This is a genomic window from Mesorhizobium sp. BAC0120 (genome assembly GCF_033542235.1).
GTDB lineage: Bacteria > Pseudomonadota > Alphaproteobacteria > Rhizobiales > Rhizobiaceae > JAWRCU01.
On record NZ_JAWRCU010000001.1, the window covers coordinates 724,640 to 740,861 of the forward strand.

Genomic DNA, 16,222 nt, shown 5'->3' on the forward strand with positions numbered 1-16,222 from the left:
GCGAGCGCGGGCGAGCGCGGGTTTTCGGCCTCGGCAACTCTCCTCCGCAGCCAAGCCCCTGTCACGCACGTGTCATGCGCCTCGTCTACCCGCAGCCAAACCTGGCTGCGGAGATGATTCCATATGACCGACCTGTCGGCCGATCTGAGCCCGAGAAAAACCAAGCCGATCAGGACGGCGGTTTACCAGAACAAGGCAGTCTCGAGGGCGGGCGTCTCCGAGCGGCTGTTCGCGCTGGTCTTTTCCGGCCTCGTCTATCCGCAGATCTGGGAGGACCCCGAGATCGACATGGAAGCGATGGAGCTCAGGGAAGGCCACCGGATTGTCACCATCGCTTCCGGCGGCTGCAACCTGCTCGCCTATCTCAGCCGCTCGCCGGCCTCGATCGATGCAGTCGATCTCAACAAGGCCCATATCGCGCTCAATCGGCTGAAGCTCGCCGCCTTCCGTCATCTGCCCTCGCATGGCGATGTCTTCCGCTTCTTCGGCGAGGCGGGAAATCGGCACAACGGTGCGGCCTACGACCGGTTCATCGCACCGAATCTCGATGCGCTCTCGAGGCAATACTGGGAGAAGCGGAACTGGCGCGGCAAGCGGCGCATTTCCGCCTTCGAGAGGAACTTCTATCGCAAAGGGGCGCTCGGCTTCTTCATCGGCATCGGTCATCGCGCGGCGCGCCTCTACGGCGTCAAGGTCGGCGATATCATGAATGCGACCAGCCCGCGCGAGCAGCGCCGCTTCTTCGAGGAGGAGCTGGCGCCGATCTTCCAGAAGCGGCTGATCCGCCGCGCGACCTCGCTGAAATCCTCGCTCTTCGCGCTCGGCATCCCGCCGGCGCAGTATGACGCGCTGGTCGCATGCGGCGACGGCGACATGGCGCGTGTGCTGTCGATGCGGCTCGAAAAGCTCGCCTGCCATTTTCCATTGAAGGACAACTATTTCGCCTGGCAGGCTTTCGCCCGCTGCTATCCGAAGCCCGGCGAGGCGGCGTTGCCGACCTACCTTGACGAAGTCCACTACGAGTCGATCCGGGCCAATGCTGACCGCGTCAGGATCCATCACCGCAACATCGTCGAGCTCTTGCAGGACAAGCCCGCCGGCAGCGTCGATCGCTTCGTGCTGCTCGACGCGCAGGATTGGATGACCGATGCACAGCTCAACGAGTTGTGGGCGGAGATCACCCGCACCGCCGCGCCGAACGCGCGCGTCATCTTCCGCACCGCAGCCGAGCCGACACTTCTGCCCGGCCGTGTGAGCGACAGCGTGCTCGGCCAATGGGACTATCGCGAGGCTCAGTCGATGGAATTCCATCGGCGCGACCGCTCCGCGATCTATGGCGGCTTCCACCTCTGCGTGAAGAAGCCGTCATGAGCCTGGTGCATCAGCCCGGCGGTCACGCCTCGCTGATGGACGGCGTCTATCGCCGCCAGCGCCACGTCTACGACCTCACCCGCAAATACTATCTGCTCGGCCGCGACCGGCTGCTTTCCGGAATGGACGTGCCGCCGGAAGGAACCATGCTCGAGATAGGCTGCGGCACCGGTCGCAACCTGGTGCTCGCGTCCCGCCTCTATCCCGACGCACGGCTCTTCGGCCTCGACATATCGTCCGAGATGCTGCGCTCGGCGGCCGGCTCGCTGGCGAAAGAAGGAATCGCTGAGCGCGCGAAGCTCTCGCTGGGCGATGCGACCGATTTCGATGCCTTGGCGCTGTTCGGCCGCGACCGCTTCGACCGGGTCTTCATCTCCTATGCACTGTCGATGATTCCGGGCTGGGAGCGCGCCATCGCGCAGGGGCTCGCATGTCTGGCGCCGGGCGGTTCGCTGCATATCGTCGATTTCGGCAGCCAGGAAGGCATGCCGGGCTGGTTCCGCTCCGTGCTGAGAGCCTGGCTTGCCAGGTTCCACGTCTCCCCGCGCGACACTCTCCATGGCGAACTGACGAAACAGGCGGCATTCGCCGGCATGGGGCTGGAATTCAGGTCGCTCTACCGCGGCTACGCAGTCCATGCGGTGGTGCACCGACCGCGGCAATAGCATCGTTCGCCTACTCCAATGCCTTCATCACCGCCGCGACCAGACCTTGCGGTCTGTAATGGAGCACGGCGGGCGTGAGCCCCATGCGCACTACGACTAGGTCTTTCGACGGGATGACGGCAACAGACTGGCCGTCATGGCCTTGGAACCAGAAGGTGTCGTCGGGAAGCCCGAAACCGGCGTCGGGGTCCTGACCGGCCGGCGTGCCGTCTCCCGGCCCTTTGAGCCAGACCTCACCCTTGCCATATCGGCCATTTGAAGCCGGCGCTTCCTCATGCATCCAGTCGACGAAGCCGGTCGGGAGGATTTCCTGCCTGTTCCAGACGCCCTTCCTCAGGATGAACAGGCCGAAGCGCGCCCAGTCGCGCGCGGTGGCATAGAGGTAGGATGAGCCGGCGAAGGTGCCGCGCTCGTCGGGCTCGAGCACGGCGCTTGTCATGCCGATCGGGTCGAACAGCGTCTTCTTCGGCCAGGAGAGCGCTTCGGTGCCCGCGGCGTTCTGCCAGATGCGCGAAATTATGCTGGCGGTGCCGCTCGAATAGCTGAAAACCTTGCCGATCTCGTTGACCAGCGGCTTGTCCGCCGCGAAGCCAGCCATGTCGGGCTCCAGATAAAGCATGCGCGTGACGTCGCTCACGGCGCCATAATCCTCGTTGAACGCAAGCCCGGAGGACATCGCCATCAGGTCTGCAAGACTGATGTCGCTGCGGCCGTCTCGCTTCCACGCCCCCAGGAGGTGCTTCTGGTCGAGGCTGAGCTTGCCGGTCTTGACCAGCGTGCCGACGATCGCCGCATTGACCGATTTCGTCATCGACCAGCCGAGCAGCGGTGTCTCGGCCGCGAAGCCGTCGCCATATCGTTCGGCGACGATGCGGCCGTTTTTGACCACGACGACGGCGCGCATCTGCGGGCCGATCAGCGTCGGATCATTTAGAATCCTGGCAAGCGACGGGTCCTGCGAGGGTTGCACTGCCTTGCCTTCCGGCCAGAGCGCATCGGACGCTGCCGGCGCCGGATCGAGGGTTGGTACAGTGGCTACCGCATCGAGCCTGCCGTCGGGCACCAAGGTACAGCCGAAACCGTCGCGCGCGACGGCGAAGCTCCTGCCGAATACTCCGAGCAGGCTCGCCGTCACGGTCTTCGCGTCGCGATCGACGGAGGCGTCAATGTATCTCAGCAGCCAGTGCCCCGGCGCCTGCACGTCGAGCTTCAGGACCTGGTCGGCCTCGCGGCCGGCAATGAAGACATTGGAGCAGACGATCTTGGCCGAATAGCCGGACGCCACGCGCAGCAGCTCGGGCGGCGACAAATATAGCCCGCCGGCAAAGGCAGCGATGGCGACGATGACGATCCCGAGGAACCATCTGCCGATTTTTCGAACGGTTCGCATGCTTTCTTGTTGCTTCCTGCCGCGGTCTTGCCGTCTTTGCCTTCGATTTGCCGTTATTCCTCACTGAAGTTGAAAGACCTGTCGAGCACGATCAACCTATTTTAAACCATGATCGTGCACAGGATTGGAGAGGCGGCTGCGAGGGGTTCATACGCAGCCTCATTCCAGTGAAATGATCGCGCGGCCCGATATTGCAGGGCCATGGAGGGGAAAATGCGTCGACTGGCGGCGATCGTGGCCTTGGCGCTGCTCTCGGCCTGCACCACGGCCGACGACCTCGTGTCGACATCGGCGATCAGGTCCGATGGCACCACGGTCACCAGGGCGACAGTTGCCGTCGCGTATCCCCGCTTCGGGGACAGTGACCCGCATAAATGGGACTCGATTACGCCGTGGCACTACGCCGTGCATGGCGCCGACATCTCGAAATACCAGAGTTCGGTCGACTGGGAGAATGCCAGAGCCGCCGGCATTTCCTTCGCCTTCCTGAAGGCAACCGAGGGCGGTGATCGCGTCGACGACAATTTTGCCGAGAACTGGCAAAAGGCCAAGGCGGCCGGCGTGCCACGCGGCGCCTATCACTTCTATTATTTCTGCCGGCCGGCCGAGGAGCAGGCGGCCTGGTTCATCCGTAACGTGCCTCGCGACCGTTCCGCCTTGCCGCCGGTGCTCGACATGGAGTGGAACCCGCAGTCGCCGACCTGCAAGCTCAGACCCGATCCGCAGACAGTACGCTCGGAGATGCAGAAATTCCTGTCCATCGTCGAGCGTCACTACGGCAAGAAGCCGATCATCTACACCCCGATCGACTTCTTCCGGGACAACAATCTCTCGACCTTCCGCGGCTATCCCTATTGGCTGCGCTCGGTGGCCGGCCATCCCGACGACAAGTATAGCGGGCATCCCTTTACGTTCTGGCAGTATACCGGCACCGGCACGGTGCCCGGCATCAAGGGCAATGCCGACGTCAACGTCTTCAACGGCAGCCAGCTCGCCTGGAAAAAATGGTTGATGGCGAACACAAAATAATCGATTGAACGCCTCTGCCCGTTTTTCGCCACGGGCAGTTTGCATTGCATTGGCGGGTGCGGGCTTCTCGGGGCCCGGTAATGGCGTTTAGCAATGGCTCTACAGAGAGGCGTCATGGGATTGCGGGCCCAAGCGGTTGCAGCTTCGTTCATGCTTGCGTCGGCAATGCCGGCCCATGCCGTTGAATGCGGCGGTGATTTCAGTGCTTGGAAGAAGGGGTTCGAGGCCGAAGCCGGTGAGCAAGGGATCGGCCTGAAAGGCCAGCAGGCGCTTGACCAGGCCGGCATCGACCCGAATGTCTTGAAGCGCGACCGCGCCCAGGGCGTGTTTACCCAGTCATTCATCCAGTTCTCCTCTCGCATGGTGAATGCTTACCGGCTCAAGCAGGGCGCGGCGAACCTCAAGAAATATGCGGATGTCTTCGCGCGGGCGGAAGCCGAATACGGCGTGCCCCCGCCGGTGATCACCGCATTCTGGGCGCTGGAGACCGACTTCGGCGCCGTGCAGGGCGACTTCAAGACGCTGGACGCGTTGGCGACGCTGTCGCATGACTGCCGCCGGCCGGAGCTGTTCCGGCCACAATTGATGGCGCTCTTGAAGCTGATCGATCTCGGCACCGTGCCTCCGGACGTGCGCGGGGCCTGGGCCGGCGAAATCGGCCAGACACAGATCCTGCCCAAGGACTATCTGGAAAAGGGAGTCGACGGCGACGGAGACGGCGAGGTCGACCTGCGCGGCAGCCCGGCCGACGTGATCATGACCACTGCGAAATTCGTGCACTCGCTGGGCTGGCGCGCCGGCGAGCCTTGGCTCGAGGAAGTTCGGGTGCCCGACGAGCTCCCGTGGGAGCAGACCGGCCGCAACAGCCGGCTGCCGGTCTCGCAGTGGAGTGCCTGGGGAGTGACTTACCGCGACGGCGCGCCGCTCAAGGACAAAGGCGTGCCGGGCGGCATAGTCCTGCCCATGGGACGCAACGGACCGGCCTTCCTGGCCTATCCGAACTACGACGTCTATCTCGAATGGAACCAGTCCTTTGTCTATACGCTGACGGCCGCACATCTGGCCGACCGGCTTGCCGGTTCACCGCCCTACGACCCGCGCAATCCTGACCCTGCTCTGTCGGCGGACGAGATGAAGGCGCTGCAGACGCTTCTCCAAGGGCGCGGCTACGATGTCGGGAAAATCGACGGCGTGCTGGGCTCGGGCACGCGCGAGGCCGTGAGGCAGGAGCAAAAGCGGCTCGGCCTGCCGGTTGACGGCTGGCCGACGCAGGAGCTGCTGGCCAGGCTGTCGGCATAGAGCACGATTGCGAAAGGTCTCAGAGGACTTGTGAGCGAAGCTCACAGCGAGGTTCCTTGACTGGCAACGGAAACCCGCTGCTTGCGAGCTCCTGCTGCATGAATGCAAGCATGCACCGATGTCTTCACAAGGGACGTAAGTGCCACGGTCATGTTGACGAGCTGACGAGCCGTCTCAGTTTGCGTCTGCGGCGTGCGCCAGCAGCCTTTCACCGAAACCAGGCTCGCCTTCCGGCTTCGCGCGGAAATGGCTCGGGGCGTGCCCAAGCACCCGCTTGAACGCGCGGCTGAAGGAGGCTTCCGAATCATAACCCAGCTGCCGGGCGACCACCGAAATTCTCAAACCGTCTCTGGTGAGCCATTGCCGCGCCTGGTGCATGCGCACGCGCGCCACGTAGCGCGCCGGCGTCTCGCCGACGATTTCGGCGAAACGCTGGGCGAAACCGGAACGCGAAGCGCCCATGATCCTGGCGAGCGCAGGGACTGTCCACTCCCGGCTGGGGTCGAGATGGATCGCCGCCAGCACGCGGCCGATCTGCGGGTTCCTGACTGCCGCGATCCAGCCGGTGGCATCGCCGCAACCGCCCTCCACCCAGGCCCGCACGATCGTCGCGGCGAGCACGTCGGCGAGACGGGCGAGCATGCCGCTCGAGCCGACACGCTCTGCCATCACCTCGCGTACCATCGCTTCCAGGAGGTGCGGAACCGTGGGCTCGCTCTTCGCCAGATCATGGGCGCGCATCATGTCCGGCATCAGTGCAAGAAGCGGGTGGAGGCTGTCGAGGTTGAAGCGCATGCTGCCGCAGAAAAGCAACGATTTCGGCCCCTCGCCGAAGCACGACACGTCGAATATGTTCCCGCAAACCGGCTTCACCTCATATCGTTCGAGCGGCCCGGTCGGTACGCCCGGCGCGCTCGACAGCACGTGCTCGGCCCCGCGCGGGACGAGCACGGCGTCGCCAGGCCTGAGCTCGATCCATTCCTTGGACGGCGTGAGCATGTAGCAATTGCCGAGGCCGATGAAATGGAAGCGCGCGGCCGACTGCTGGGGAAAGTGAATGCCCCAGGGCTCGGCCATGACGCAGCGGCCATATTCGACGCCGTCAAGCCTCAGACCCCGCATCATTTCGGTCAGCGGATCGCCGGCTGAAGGGGATGGTAGTTTGGACGAATGATCAAGCATTGTGGCTTTTCTAACATGGAAAGTCCAAACGGTCACCGCCTATCTAGGCGCGGACTACCCATTGGAGAAGCCCCATGTCCGAAGTCATATCGGCCACTGCCGAACTGGAAACGCCTGCGAATGAAGGCGAACGCGCCGAGCCGCTCTGGGGCGCCGTTGCCTCGCTTTCGCTTGGTGTTTTTGGCCTTGTGACGGCCGAATTCCTGCCCGCCAGCCTGCTCACCCGGATGGCTGTCGATCTCAACGTGACCGACGGAGCCGCCGGTCAGACCGTGACAGCGACTGCAATCGTCGGCGCCCTGGCCGGACTGACGCTTGCGATCTTCACCAAAAGCATCGACCGCAGGCTCGTCCTATGGACGCTCACCTTGCTGCTCGTGCTCTCCAATCTGCTCGCCGCCACGGCGACAGGGCTTACCACGCTTCTTGTGGCGCGCGTGCTGCTCGGGATCGGGCTCGGCGGCTTCTGGTCCATGGCAGGGGCTTTGACGATGCGGCTCGTGCCGGAGCGGCTGGTGCCGCGCGCGATGTCGATCGTGCTTACCGGCGTTTCCGTCGCCACAGTGACCGCCGCGCCCCTCGGGGCCTATGTCGGCGATCTCTGGGGCTGGCGCGCGGCGTTCATCATCGCTGCCGCGGTAGGCGTCGTGGCACTGACGGTGCAGATCCTGACCATGCCGAAGCTGCCGCCTGTCGCCGCATCCAGCTTCCGTTCACTGATCGATCTCTTGAAGCGGCCGGCGCTGAGGATCGGGCTCATTGCATTGTTGCTGGTGATCTCCGGACACTTCGCCGGCTTTACCTATGTGCGCCCGTTCCTCGAAAAAGTGCCCGCTCTCAACATCGAAGCGATTTCCCTGGTATTGCTTGCCTACGGCATTGGCGGCTTCTTCGGCAATTTCACTGGCGGCTTCGTCGCCGAGCGGAGCATCAGGGCCGCCGTCACTGTCGGAGCGCTGGCGATTGCCGTCATGGCCCTCGTCATGATCTTGCTTGGCTCTTCGGCAATCGTCTCGAGTGCTGCCATTGCCGCCTGGGGCTTCTTCTTCGGCTTCCTGCCGGTCGGCTTCCAAAGCTGGACCGTCCGCACCGCACCCGATCAGGCGGAAGCCGCGGGCGGCCTGCTGGTGACCTCATTCCAGATCGCAATAACCGGCGGGGCGATCTTCGGCGGCCTGCTGCTCGACGCCTTCGGCCCGCTCGGCGTGATTGCCTACAGCGCGCTGGCCGCCTTGCTCGGCGCAGCATTGGTGTTCGCGCTCGGCAAGGAGTCGGCGCAGGAGAGTTGATAGGACGCTGCCGAAAGAGAGGATCGGCATCTCTCACTGTGCTACTGCGCGACGCTGGTGCCCCCCTCCCCCTTGTGGGGAGGGATTCAGGGTGGGGGTGCCCAGGCGACTATCCCGCAGGTTAGCTGAAGCAGGCGCCACCTCCGGCTCGGAATGGCGCGCGTCGCACCCCCACCCTCTATCCCTCCCCACAAGGGGGAGGGGGTCACGAGCGCAGCGCCATGATCTAAACCGCCATCGTCTCCAGGCTCGCAAAACTCTGCGGCGCCTCGCCTTGGTCGAACGGCGTCGTCACCTCGACGAAAGTGTCGGGATAGAAGCCGTTGAAGCGCGTCCTGAGCGACAGCGAATAGGCGCCAATATGGCCGATCTCGATCCAGTCTCCGGTGTCGATGGTTTCGGGAAGCCAGAACGGTCGCGACAATATGTCGACGGAATCGCAGGTCGCGCCGCACACCCTGAACGGCACGATCGAATTCGCATCGCCATTCCTCTGGCGGATCGCCGGGTCCGGAATGAAGCGGGCCGGCAGGGTGAGCTTGCCGGTCCATGAATCCGACAGCGATGCCCATATGCCGTCATTGATGTAGAGCCGCCGCCCTTTTCTCAACAGCACCCGCACGATCAGCGAGAACGCTCGGGCGACGATGACGCGGCCGGGCTCGGCAACCAGCGGCACGCGGTTGAACTGCCACTCCTCGATGTCGGCCTTGAGCCGCGCCATGATTTCCTCGAGCGAGGGCATCGGTTTCGACTTGCTGTTGGGGTCGTGGCCATACTCGGCCGGGAATCCACCGCCGACATCAAGCGCGGCAAGCGGGAAGCCCATTCGGTTGCGCACCCAGTCGGCCGAGGCGAGCGCGCGCTCATAGATATCGGGATCCTCGATCTGGCTGCCGACGTGAAAGCAGATGCCGACCTTGAAGCCGGCGCGATGGAGGCGCTGCGCCAGCTCGACCGCATAGGCAGGACCGGCGCCGAATTTCTTGGAGAGCTCGTAAGCCGCGGAGCCCTTGGTCTGGATGCGAACGAACACCGTGACCTTGCCCGGATCGATGTCGAGGGCGCGCACCACCCGGACGAGCTTGGCGACTTCGTCCTCATGGTCGATTGCGATGACACGGATGCCGTACTCTTCGAGCGCCAGCCGTATGTCCGATTGCGCTTTGACCGGGTGCATGTAGAGCATCTCCGCGTCCTTGGAGACGGCGCGGACCGCGGCGAATTCGCCCGGCGAGGCGACGTCGAAAGCCCTGACGCCGGCCTCGACGAGCGTCTTCAGCACCATAGGTTCGCCATTCGTCTTGACTGCATACGCAGTCTTGCCGGGGAACAGTTCCATGAACCTGCGGGCATCAGCCTTGAGAACCTCCGGATGAAAGCAATAGACCGGCTCGTCCGGCCGGAGAGCCAATGCTGCCTCGCGCGCGTTCTCGAACTGCTGCATTGCGTCTCCTGCTCGGCATTGCCCTGAGGTCGGCGTCGAAGTCGGGGAAGCTATCAGCCGCGGTCCCGGCCACCAAGGGCTTTGCCTCTGCCATGCGAAGGACCTTCTGTTGGCCCAGCCATGAATCGGGTGGTGGCGCTCGCCGTTCCTGTTTAAGGCTACAACTGTCGCATTGAGGGAGGGCCTCTTGGGCAGCAGCACCACAGCATTCCGCGCGACCATGGGCGCCGCCGAATGGGGCATGCTGATCCTGCTCGGCGCCATCTGGGGCGGGTCGTTCTTCTTTGCGCGGGTCGCGGTCTCGGAGATCCCGCCGCTGACCCTCGTGCTCCTGCGCGTCGCGATCGCCGGAGCCGCCCTTCATCTCTACCTCCTCCTGCGTGGCCCTTCCTTCGCGCTCGCGCTGCCGCACTGGCCGATGTTCGTCGCCCTCGGCATCCTCAACAACGCCATCCCCTTTTCGCTGATCTTCCTCGGTCAGACGGCGCTGGGCGCCGGTATCGCGTCCGTGCTCAACGCGACCACACCGTTCTGGACGATCGTCATCGCCAATGCCGTGACGAGTGACGAGAAGCTTTCCTGGAAAAAGGTGGTTGGAGTGCTGTTCGGCATCGCTGGCACGGCGGTCATGATCGGCCCAGGCGTCGTCGCTGGCTTGGGCGGACCGGTCTGGGCCAAATTCGCGTTGATCGGCGCCTCGATCTCATATGCGCTGGCGCTGATGGTCGCCCGCCGATTGAAAGGCATTCCCCCGGTGATCGTGGCGGCCGGCCAGCTCACCGTGTCGACAATTGTAATGGTTCCGGTTGCGCTGCTGGTCAGCGGCACCGCCGGGCTGTTCGCGGCCAGCACACATGTCTGGGCGGCGGTCTTCGGGCTGGCGTTGCTGTCTACCGCCTTCGCCTACCTGCTGTACTTCACCATCGTCGCGCGGGCCGGTGCGACCAATGCCTCGCTGGTGACTCTGATCGTGCCGGTGAGCGCCATTCTGCTCGGCGCAGGCTTCCTTGGCGAGCGGCTCGAGCTGTTCGACTTCGCCGGCATGGCACTGATTGCGGCCGGACTTTTGACGATCGACGGTCGCCTGCTGCCGAAAAGGCGCGCGGCCGGACCTGTTGCCGGCTGATTTTTGCACAGGTTCAAAACGGCATTTTTCGCTTTGTAATCAAGCGTGAAGACCCGACCCGATGTCGGATTCGTTGTGGCGATGTCGCATTGCAGCAACGAATCTGCTTGCCAGCCTACCTGTTCAGCATAGATTCTCTACCTAATCTGTAGAGGAGCCTAAGCATGGGACTGACACGGCCGATCAATGCATTGATGGTGTGTGCTGCGTTCGCTTTCATTGCCGCCCTCATCATCGGGGTCCTTCCCTGACCGCCCCTGGGGGGCGGGACAAGAAACCCAAACCAATTCAAGAAAGGCCGGGCGAATCGCCTGGCCTTTTTCGTTGGGCTCCGTTTGGGCTCCGGGGACCGTTTACTTTTTTCCGCAGAGAGGAATCGGCACCGGGAGAGTTTGAACAAGCGGAAAAAAGTAAACTGTCCCCAGCACTTAACCTCAGACTAACTCACGCCGCCGCCGACGATGCCGTGCTCTCCTGCTCTGCCCGGATGCCGATCATATGGCAGATGGCGAAGGCAAGGTCGGCACGGTTCATGGTGTAGAAGTGGAAGTCCGAGACACCGCGCTCGATGAGATCGAGCACCTGTTCGGCCGCCACTGCCGCCGCCACCAGAGCGTGCGTCTGCGGGTCCTTGTCCAGACCCTCGAAGCGCTCGGCGAGCCAAGCCGGTATCAGCGCGCCGCAGCGCGTCGCGAAATTGGCTACTTGGGAGAAATTGTGGACCGGCTGGATGCCGGGCACGACCGGCACATAGATGCCGGCACGGCGCACGCGCTCGACGTAACGCTCATAGGCATCATTGTCGAAGAAGAACTGGGTGATAGCGCGCGTCGCACCGTTATCGACCTTGCGTTTCAGCATCTCGATATCGGTCGCGAAATCCGGGCTTTGCGGATGCTTCTCCGGATAGGCTGCGACGGAGATGTCGAAATCACCGTGGGCCGTCAGCGCGCCGACCAGCTCGGCGCCGTTGGCATAGCCGCCCGGATGCGGCTTGTAGGCCGTGCCGACACCCGTGGCGGGATCGCCTCGCAGGGCGACGAAGTTGCGGATGCCAATTTCCTTGAACTCGGAGATGACCTGGTCGACCTCGTCACGCGTTGCACCGACGCAGGTAAGGTGGGCGGCCGGGGTCAGTGTCGTTTCCTGGAGGATACGGCGCACCGTGCGCGCGGTGCGCTCGCGGGTCGAGCCGCCGGCACCGTAGGTCACCGACACGAAATGCGGCTTCAGCGGTTGGAGTTTGGTCACCGTGTCCCAGAGCCGCCGCTCCATGTCGTCGGTCTTCGGCGGGAAGAACTCGAAGGAGACATGGATCTTGTCGCCAATGTGCGGCCGGTGCGAAAAGCGGAACTGCGACATCATACGGTCTCCGTGGCGAGATCGGATTGTTTCGGATCGGCGATCAGAATGCGACGGTCGCGGCCGAGCCAGAGCTTGACGACAAGCGACTGCTCGACGCCGGCTCGCGGCTCGAACTCGAGCGTCTCTTCAAGGTCGAGCCCGGCCTCCTCGAACCAGTCGGCGATCTGCCGGTCGGTAAAGCCGAGCCTCACATGCGCATGCTCTTCGCGCAGGAATTCGAGGCTATGCGCGGCAAAGTCGACGATGATCAGCCGCCCGCCGGGCCTCATCGTCCGGGCAGCCTCACGAATCGCTGCCTGCGGATCGTCGAGATAGTGGAGCACCTGGTGGATGGTGACGAGGTCGAAGGCGTCGCGCTCGACCGGCGGCGCGTAGATGTCGCCCTGGCGCACCTGCACATTGTGCACCCCTGCCCTGTCGAGGTTGGCGCGGGCGACGGTGAGCATCTCACGCGACATGTCGATGCCGACCCCGCGTCGATAGAGCGGAGCAAGGATCTCGAGAAGACGGCCTGTGCCTGTGCCGAGATCGAGCATGGTCTGGAAGGGTCTGTTGCCTACGAGCTTGCGGATAGCGGTTTCCACCGCATCGTCCGGTGCATGCAGCGAGCGGATATGGTCCCAGCTGGCGGCATTCGCGGCGAAATAGTCAGCCGCCCGTTCCTGCCGCTTCCGCTTGACGCTTTCGAGCCTTTCGAGATCGCGCATGATCTGTATGTCGCCATCATGGACGCGCGCGACGATGCCGCTCACGAATTCGCGGGCGGCATCATTGTCGGAGAGCCGGAAATAGGCCCAGGAGCCCTCCTGATAACGTCCGATCAGGCCGGCTTCGAGCAAGAGCTTCAGGTGACGGGACACGCGAGGCTGCGACTGGTTCAGTATCTCGGTAAGATCGGAAACTGTGAGATCGCCGCGTGCGAGCAGCGCCAGAATGCGCAGGCGGCTGGATTCGGCAGCCGCCTTCAGCGTATCAACCATTGCATCGAGCGTTACGGGCGACCGAGACAGCATTGCTTTCCTCGAAAAGACATAAACATATCTTTATGTGATTTTTCGAAGCTTGGCAACCGAAACGTCGCTCGCGGACAACAAAATGCCGCAGACGTTTTCGACTGGAGGTGGATCGAGATGCGCGAAGGTGAAAAACAACTCGGCTTCGACCCGTCAGCCTTGCCCGGCGACGGGCATGTCGTCTTCATTGGCCGCATCCGCTCGCCGTGGACGAGTCGCGAGGATTGCCCGAAGAATATGCGCGAGGCGCGTGAACGCGGAATGCCCGCATCTGTCGAAATCGATTCCCCCTACCGCGCCGGTCTCGAAGGGCTGGAGCGTGCGAGCCATGTCGTGCTGCTGAGCTGGTTCGACCAGGCGCCGCGCAATTTGATCACCCAAAAACCGCGTTACTCGCCCGTGCCGAGCGGGACCTTCGCGCTGCGCTCGCCGGCGCGGCCGAACCCGATCGGCCTGCATGTGGCAAGGCTGGTCTCGCTCGACCGCGAGGCCGGGCTGCTCGAGATCGACGCCATCGATGTGCTCGACGACACACCGTTGCTCGACGTCAAGCCGTACTTCGCGTCGATCGATGCCATGCCGGAGGCGACCGTGCGTCCGGCTAATGGCGAGGGCGATCGCATATGAAGTCGACCCCCACTCCGGTTCGCTTCGCGAACCACCTCTCCCCCGGTCGGTGGGGGAGAGGAAGCGCCGGCCTCAATGCCAGGCGCCCTTCCTCTCCCCTTTTGAGGGGGAGAGGTGCCGAGCGAAGCGAGGCGGAGCGGGGGTCTGCCGTGCCATATGCGATTGCCTTGGCCGAAGGCTGATGGCGGGCTGTCGCTCCAGGATGGGGCCGGCCTGATGGCTGGCACCGGTCGCCAGCGCGCCATTGCCAAGGCGCTGACCACGCTCCTGCCGATGGCGCCCTATGCCGACACGGAGCAGATCAGGGCTGAAGCGAACAAGCCGCATCTCAAGACGCTGCCGCCCTCCCTGGCGGTGTGGCTGGCGACCGTCGCGCATGTCCGGCACGCTCACACGGAATACGACCGGCTTATGGATGAGGAAGGCTACGATCGCGAGTCGGCCCGCTTCTTCGTGGTCGATGAAATCAACGAAGTGCTTACACGCTGGCGCGCGACGCGACTGCTCGACCCGGACGACGACGAAATTTGAGTCCGGGTTTTAGCCCGGCACAGCGACGTCGGCTCTGATGCCTTTGCCCGCCCCGTAGCGAAGGCCGTCGATGACGAGCGCGAGCAGACGCTCGGTCTTCCTGACCGCGTCGTCACGGCCGCGGCTTGCCGAGACGCTCGCCGAGACGGCGAGCAGGACGTCGTCCGGATCGGCGTCGCCCCGTATCGACCCGGCGGCCGCCGCCGCTTTGAGCAGTGAGGAGAGTGCGCCGATCAACCTTACGCGCGAGTGGGTGAATATCTCAGCGTCCGAATTGATGGCCGAGCGCATGGCGTCCGCCATGCCGTATTTCATCTGCATCAGCGTCGCGTAACCGCCGAGCCATTTCTCGAGGGCTTCGAACGGCGGCAGCTCCTTCGCCAGCCTGACAGCCGCATGATGCAGCCGGTCGACTTCATTGCGATAGAGCGCCGCGAGCAGTGCATCCCGGTTCGGAAAATGGCGATAGAGCGTGCCGATGCCGACGCCGGCCCGCGCCGCAACCGCCGCGAGCGAGAGCTCGCCGGTCTCTGCTACCACGGCCGACGCAGCATCCAGCAGCTTCTCGCGATTGCGGGCCGCATCCGCACGGGGCCGGCGCGCGTTTTCGGTCTTGCTCAAAATTTCTCCTGCCGCCTCTGGAAAAACGGAGGATGCTCCGTATATCTCCGAAGCGGAGCTAGCTCCGCTTCAATCATCAGATAACAATCAGCGCCCGCACGGGCAAGGATTGGTGGGTCATGACAAGCAAGGTTTGGTTTATCACCGGATCATCCAAGGGCTTCGGCCGCGTCTGGGCAGAAGCAGCGTTGGCACGCGGCGACCAGGTCGCGGCGACGGCGCGTGACGTCGGCACGCTCTCCGACCTGGTCAAAAAATATGGCGACAAGATCGCCGCGATTAAGCTTGACGTCACCGACAAGGCCGCGGTCGATGGCGCGATTGCAGAAGCAGACCGTCGTTTCGGCCGGCTGGACGTCGTCATCAACAATGCCGGCTACGGCCAGTTCGGCGCGATCGAGGAAGTGAGCGAAGAGGACGCTCGCGCCCAGATCGAAACAAACCTGTTCGGGGCATTGTGGGTGACCCAGGCAGCACTGCCGATCATGCGCGCACAGCGCTCCGGCCATATCATCCAGATTTCGTCGATCGGCGGCGTCAACGCCTTCCCCAATATCGGCCTTTACCACGCATCGAAATGGGCGCTGGAGGGCTTCAGCCAGTCGCTCGCGCAAGAGGTCGCGGAGTTCGGCATCCATGTCACGATCGTCGAGCCAGCCGGCTTTTCCACCGACTGGGCCGGGCCGTCCGCCAAAGTGGCCAAGTCCATGCCTGAATACCAGCGGATACGCGACCAGATGAAGGAGCGCCGCAGCAACGTGGTGCCCGGCGATCCGCAGGCGAGCGGGCCGGCCATGCTGGCGCTAGTCGATGAGGCCGAACCGCCGCTCCGGGTATTCTTCGGCGATGTCGGGCTTCCCATGATCCAGCAGGAATACGCAAAGCGCCTCGCCAATTGGGAGAAGTGGGACTGGATCGCCGACCTGGCGCAGGGACCGGCGAAGAACAGGAAGGCGGCGGGTTAATCTCGCAATCTTGGGCCGGGCCACAGCTGCGAATTGATTGACGTGGACCAGCTACGCCGGCGCTCTACGTTGCCCCCCTCTGTCCTGCCGGACATCTCCCCCACAAGGGGCAGGGCTGTCCGGGGAAAATTTCTGGTGAATCGAAATGCCGCAGGCGCATGCCCCGCAAGACGGGGATTTTCCGTCTACCTTCTGGTTGTCGAGACTCAGAAAGGGGACGGGGCATGCGCTTTTCACCTAGCATTCTTGGCAAGCTGGTTGAACCGATCAATCGCCGTCGCTTCCAGGCGATTGTGGATAGC

At 63.6% G+C, this 16,222-nt stretch carries 15 protein-coding genes; 9 read left to right on the plus strand and 6 right to left on the minus strand.

The features are described 5' to 3' along the window. Positions 1–123 precede the first annotated feature (123 nt). Both SAZ10_RS03445 and SAZ10_RS03450 read left to right on the plus strand, forming a co-directional pair. Positions 124–1,371, plus strand: a complete 1,248-nt coding sequence (locus SAZ10_RS03445; RefSeq protein WP_318607749.1) for a DUF3419 family protein — start codon at positions 124–126, stop codon at positions 1,369–1,371. Further along, entirely contained in the window at positions 1,368–2,036 is a 669-nt protein-coding gene (locus SAZ10_RS03450) for a class I SAM-dependent methyltransferase (protein ID WP_318607750.1), read from the plus strand. The genes SAZ10_RS03445 and SAZ10_RS03450 overlap by 4 nt, the downstream gene beginning before the upstream one ends. 10 nt (positions 2,037–2,046) lie before the next feature. On the opposite strand, the gene SAZ10_RS03455 is transcribed toward SAZ10_RS03450, so the two are convergent. Next, positions 2,047–3,426, minus strand: a complete 1,380-nt coding sequence (locus SAZ10_RS03455; RefSeq protein ID WP_318607751.1) for a serine hydrolase — start codon at positions 3,424–3,426, stop codon at positions 2,047–2,049. A 213-nt stretch (positions 3,427–3,639) separates the two neighbouring features. Here SAZ10_RS03455 and SAZ10_RS03460 point away from each other — a divergent pair, with 213 nt between their 5' ends. Beyond that, a complete protein-coding gene (locus SAZ10_RS03460) occupies positions 3,640–4,455 on the plus strand; it encodes a GH25 family lysozyme (protein ID WP_318607752.1) in 816 nt (271 codons plus the stop codon). Between the two features lie 114 nt (positions 4,456–4,569). Then, positions 4,570–5,754: a lytic murein transglycosylase gene (locus tag SAZ10_RS03465; RefSeq protein ID WP_318607789.1), complete on the plus strand. Its 1,185-nt coding sequence runs from the start codon at positions 4,570–4,572 to the stop codon at positions 5,752–5,754. A gap of 174 nt (positions 5,755–5,928) precedes the next feature. On the opposite strand, the gene SAZ10_RS03470 is transcribed toward SAZ10_RS03465, so the two are convergent. Beyond that, positions 5,929–6,936: an AraC family transcriptional regulator gene (locus SAZ10_RS03470; RefSeq protein WP_318607753.1), complete on the minus strand. Its 1,008-nt coding sequence runs from the start codon at positions 6,934–6,936 to the stop codon at positions 5,929–5,931. A gap of 74 nt (positions 6,937–7,010) precedes the next feature. Between SAZ10_RS03470 and SAZ10_RS03475 the strand changes: the two genes are divergently transcribed. Next, on the plus strand, positions 7,011–8,225 hold the full coding sequence (locus SAZ10_RS03475; RefSeq protein WP_318607754.1) for an MFS transporter: 1,215 nt from the start codon (positions 7,011–7,013) through the stop codon (positions 8,223–8,225). 226 nt (positions 8,226–8,451) lie between these two features. On the opposite strand, the gene SAZ10_RS03480 is transcribed toward SAZ10_RS03475, so the two are convergent. Beyond that, complete coding sequence (locus SAZ10_RS03480) at positions 8,452–9,672, minus strand: alanine racemase (protein WP_318607755.1); 1,221 nt, start codon at positions 9,670–9,672, stop codon at positions 8,452–8,454. A 220-nt stretch (positions 9,673–9,892) separates the two neighbouring features. Between SAZ10_RS03480 and SAZ10_RS03485 the strand changes: the two genes are divergently transcribed. Then, on the plus strand, positions 9,893–10,798 hold the full coding sequence (locus SAZ10_RS03485; protein ID WP_318607790.1) for a DMT family transporter: 906 nt from the start codon (positions 9,893–9,895) through the stop codon (positions 10,796–10,798). 444 nt (positions 10,799–11,242) lie between these two features. Here the strand turns inward: SAZ10_RS03485 and metF are convergent, their stop codons facing one another. Together metF and SAZ10_RS03495 are read right to left on the minus strand one after the other, a co-directional pair. Then, the gene (gene metF, locus SAZ10_RS03490; protein ID WP_318607791.1) at positions 11,243–12,160 is read right to left on the minus strand and encodes a methylenetetrahydrofolate reductase [NAD(P)H]; all 918 of its coding nucleotides are present in this window, start codon (positions 12,158–12,160) and stop codon (positions 11,243–11,245) included. Further along, a complete protein-coding gene (locus SAZ10_RS03495; protein WP_412535148.1) occupies positions 12,160–13,176 on the minus strand; it encodes an ArsR/SmtB family transcription factor in 1,017 nt (338 codons plus the stop codon). Before SAZ10_RS03495 ends, metF begins: the two co-directional genes overlap by 1 nt. Before the next feature lie 117 nt (positions 13,177–13,293). Here SAZ10_RS03495 and tsaA point away from each other — a divergent pair, with 117 nt between their 5' ends. Continuing rightward, the gene (gene tsaA, locus SAZ10_RS03500) at positions 13,294–13,803 is read left to right on the plus strand and encodes a tRNA (N6-threonylcarbamoyladenosine(37)-N6)-methyltransferase TrmO (RefSeq protein ID WP_318607756.1); all 510 of its coding nucleotides are present in this window, start codon (positions 13,294–13,296) and stop codon (positions 13,801–13,803) included. Between the two features lie 213 nt (positions 13,804–14,016). Further along, positions 14,017–14,334, plus strand: a complete 318-nt coding sequence (locus tag SAZ10_RS03505) for a DUF2293 domain-containing protein (RefSeq protein ID WP_318607793.1) — start codon at positions 14,017–14,019, stop codon at positions 14,332–14,334. Between the two features lie 9 nt (positions 14,335–14,343). Here the strand turns inward: SAZ10_RS03505 and SAZ10_RS03510 are convergent, their stop codons facing one another. Further along, the gene (locus tag SAZ10_RS03510; RefSeq protein ID WP_318607757.1) at positions 14,344–14,955 is read right to left on the minus strand and encodes a TetR/AcrR family transcriptional regulator; all 612 of its coding nucleotides are present in this window, start codon (positions 14,953–14,955) and stop codon (positions 14,344–14,346) included. A 119-nt stretch (positions 14,956–15,074) separates the two neighbouring features. Between SAZ10_RS03510 and SAZ10_RS03515 the strand changes: the two genes are divergently transcribed. Continuing rightward, on the plus strand, positions 15,075–15,920 hold the full coding sequence (locus SAZ10_RS03515; protein ID WP_318607758.1) for an SDR family oxidoreductase: 846 nt from the start codon (positions 15,075–15,077) through the stop codon (positions 15,918–15,920). Positions 15,921–16,222 lie beyond the last annotated feature (302 nt).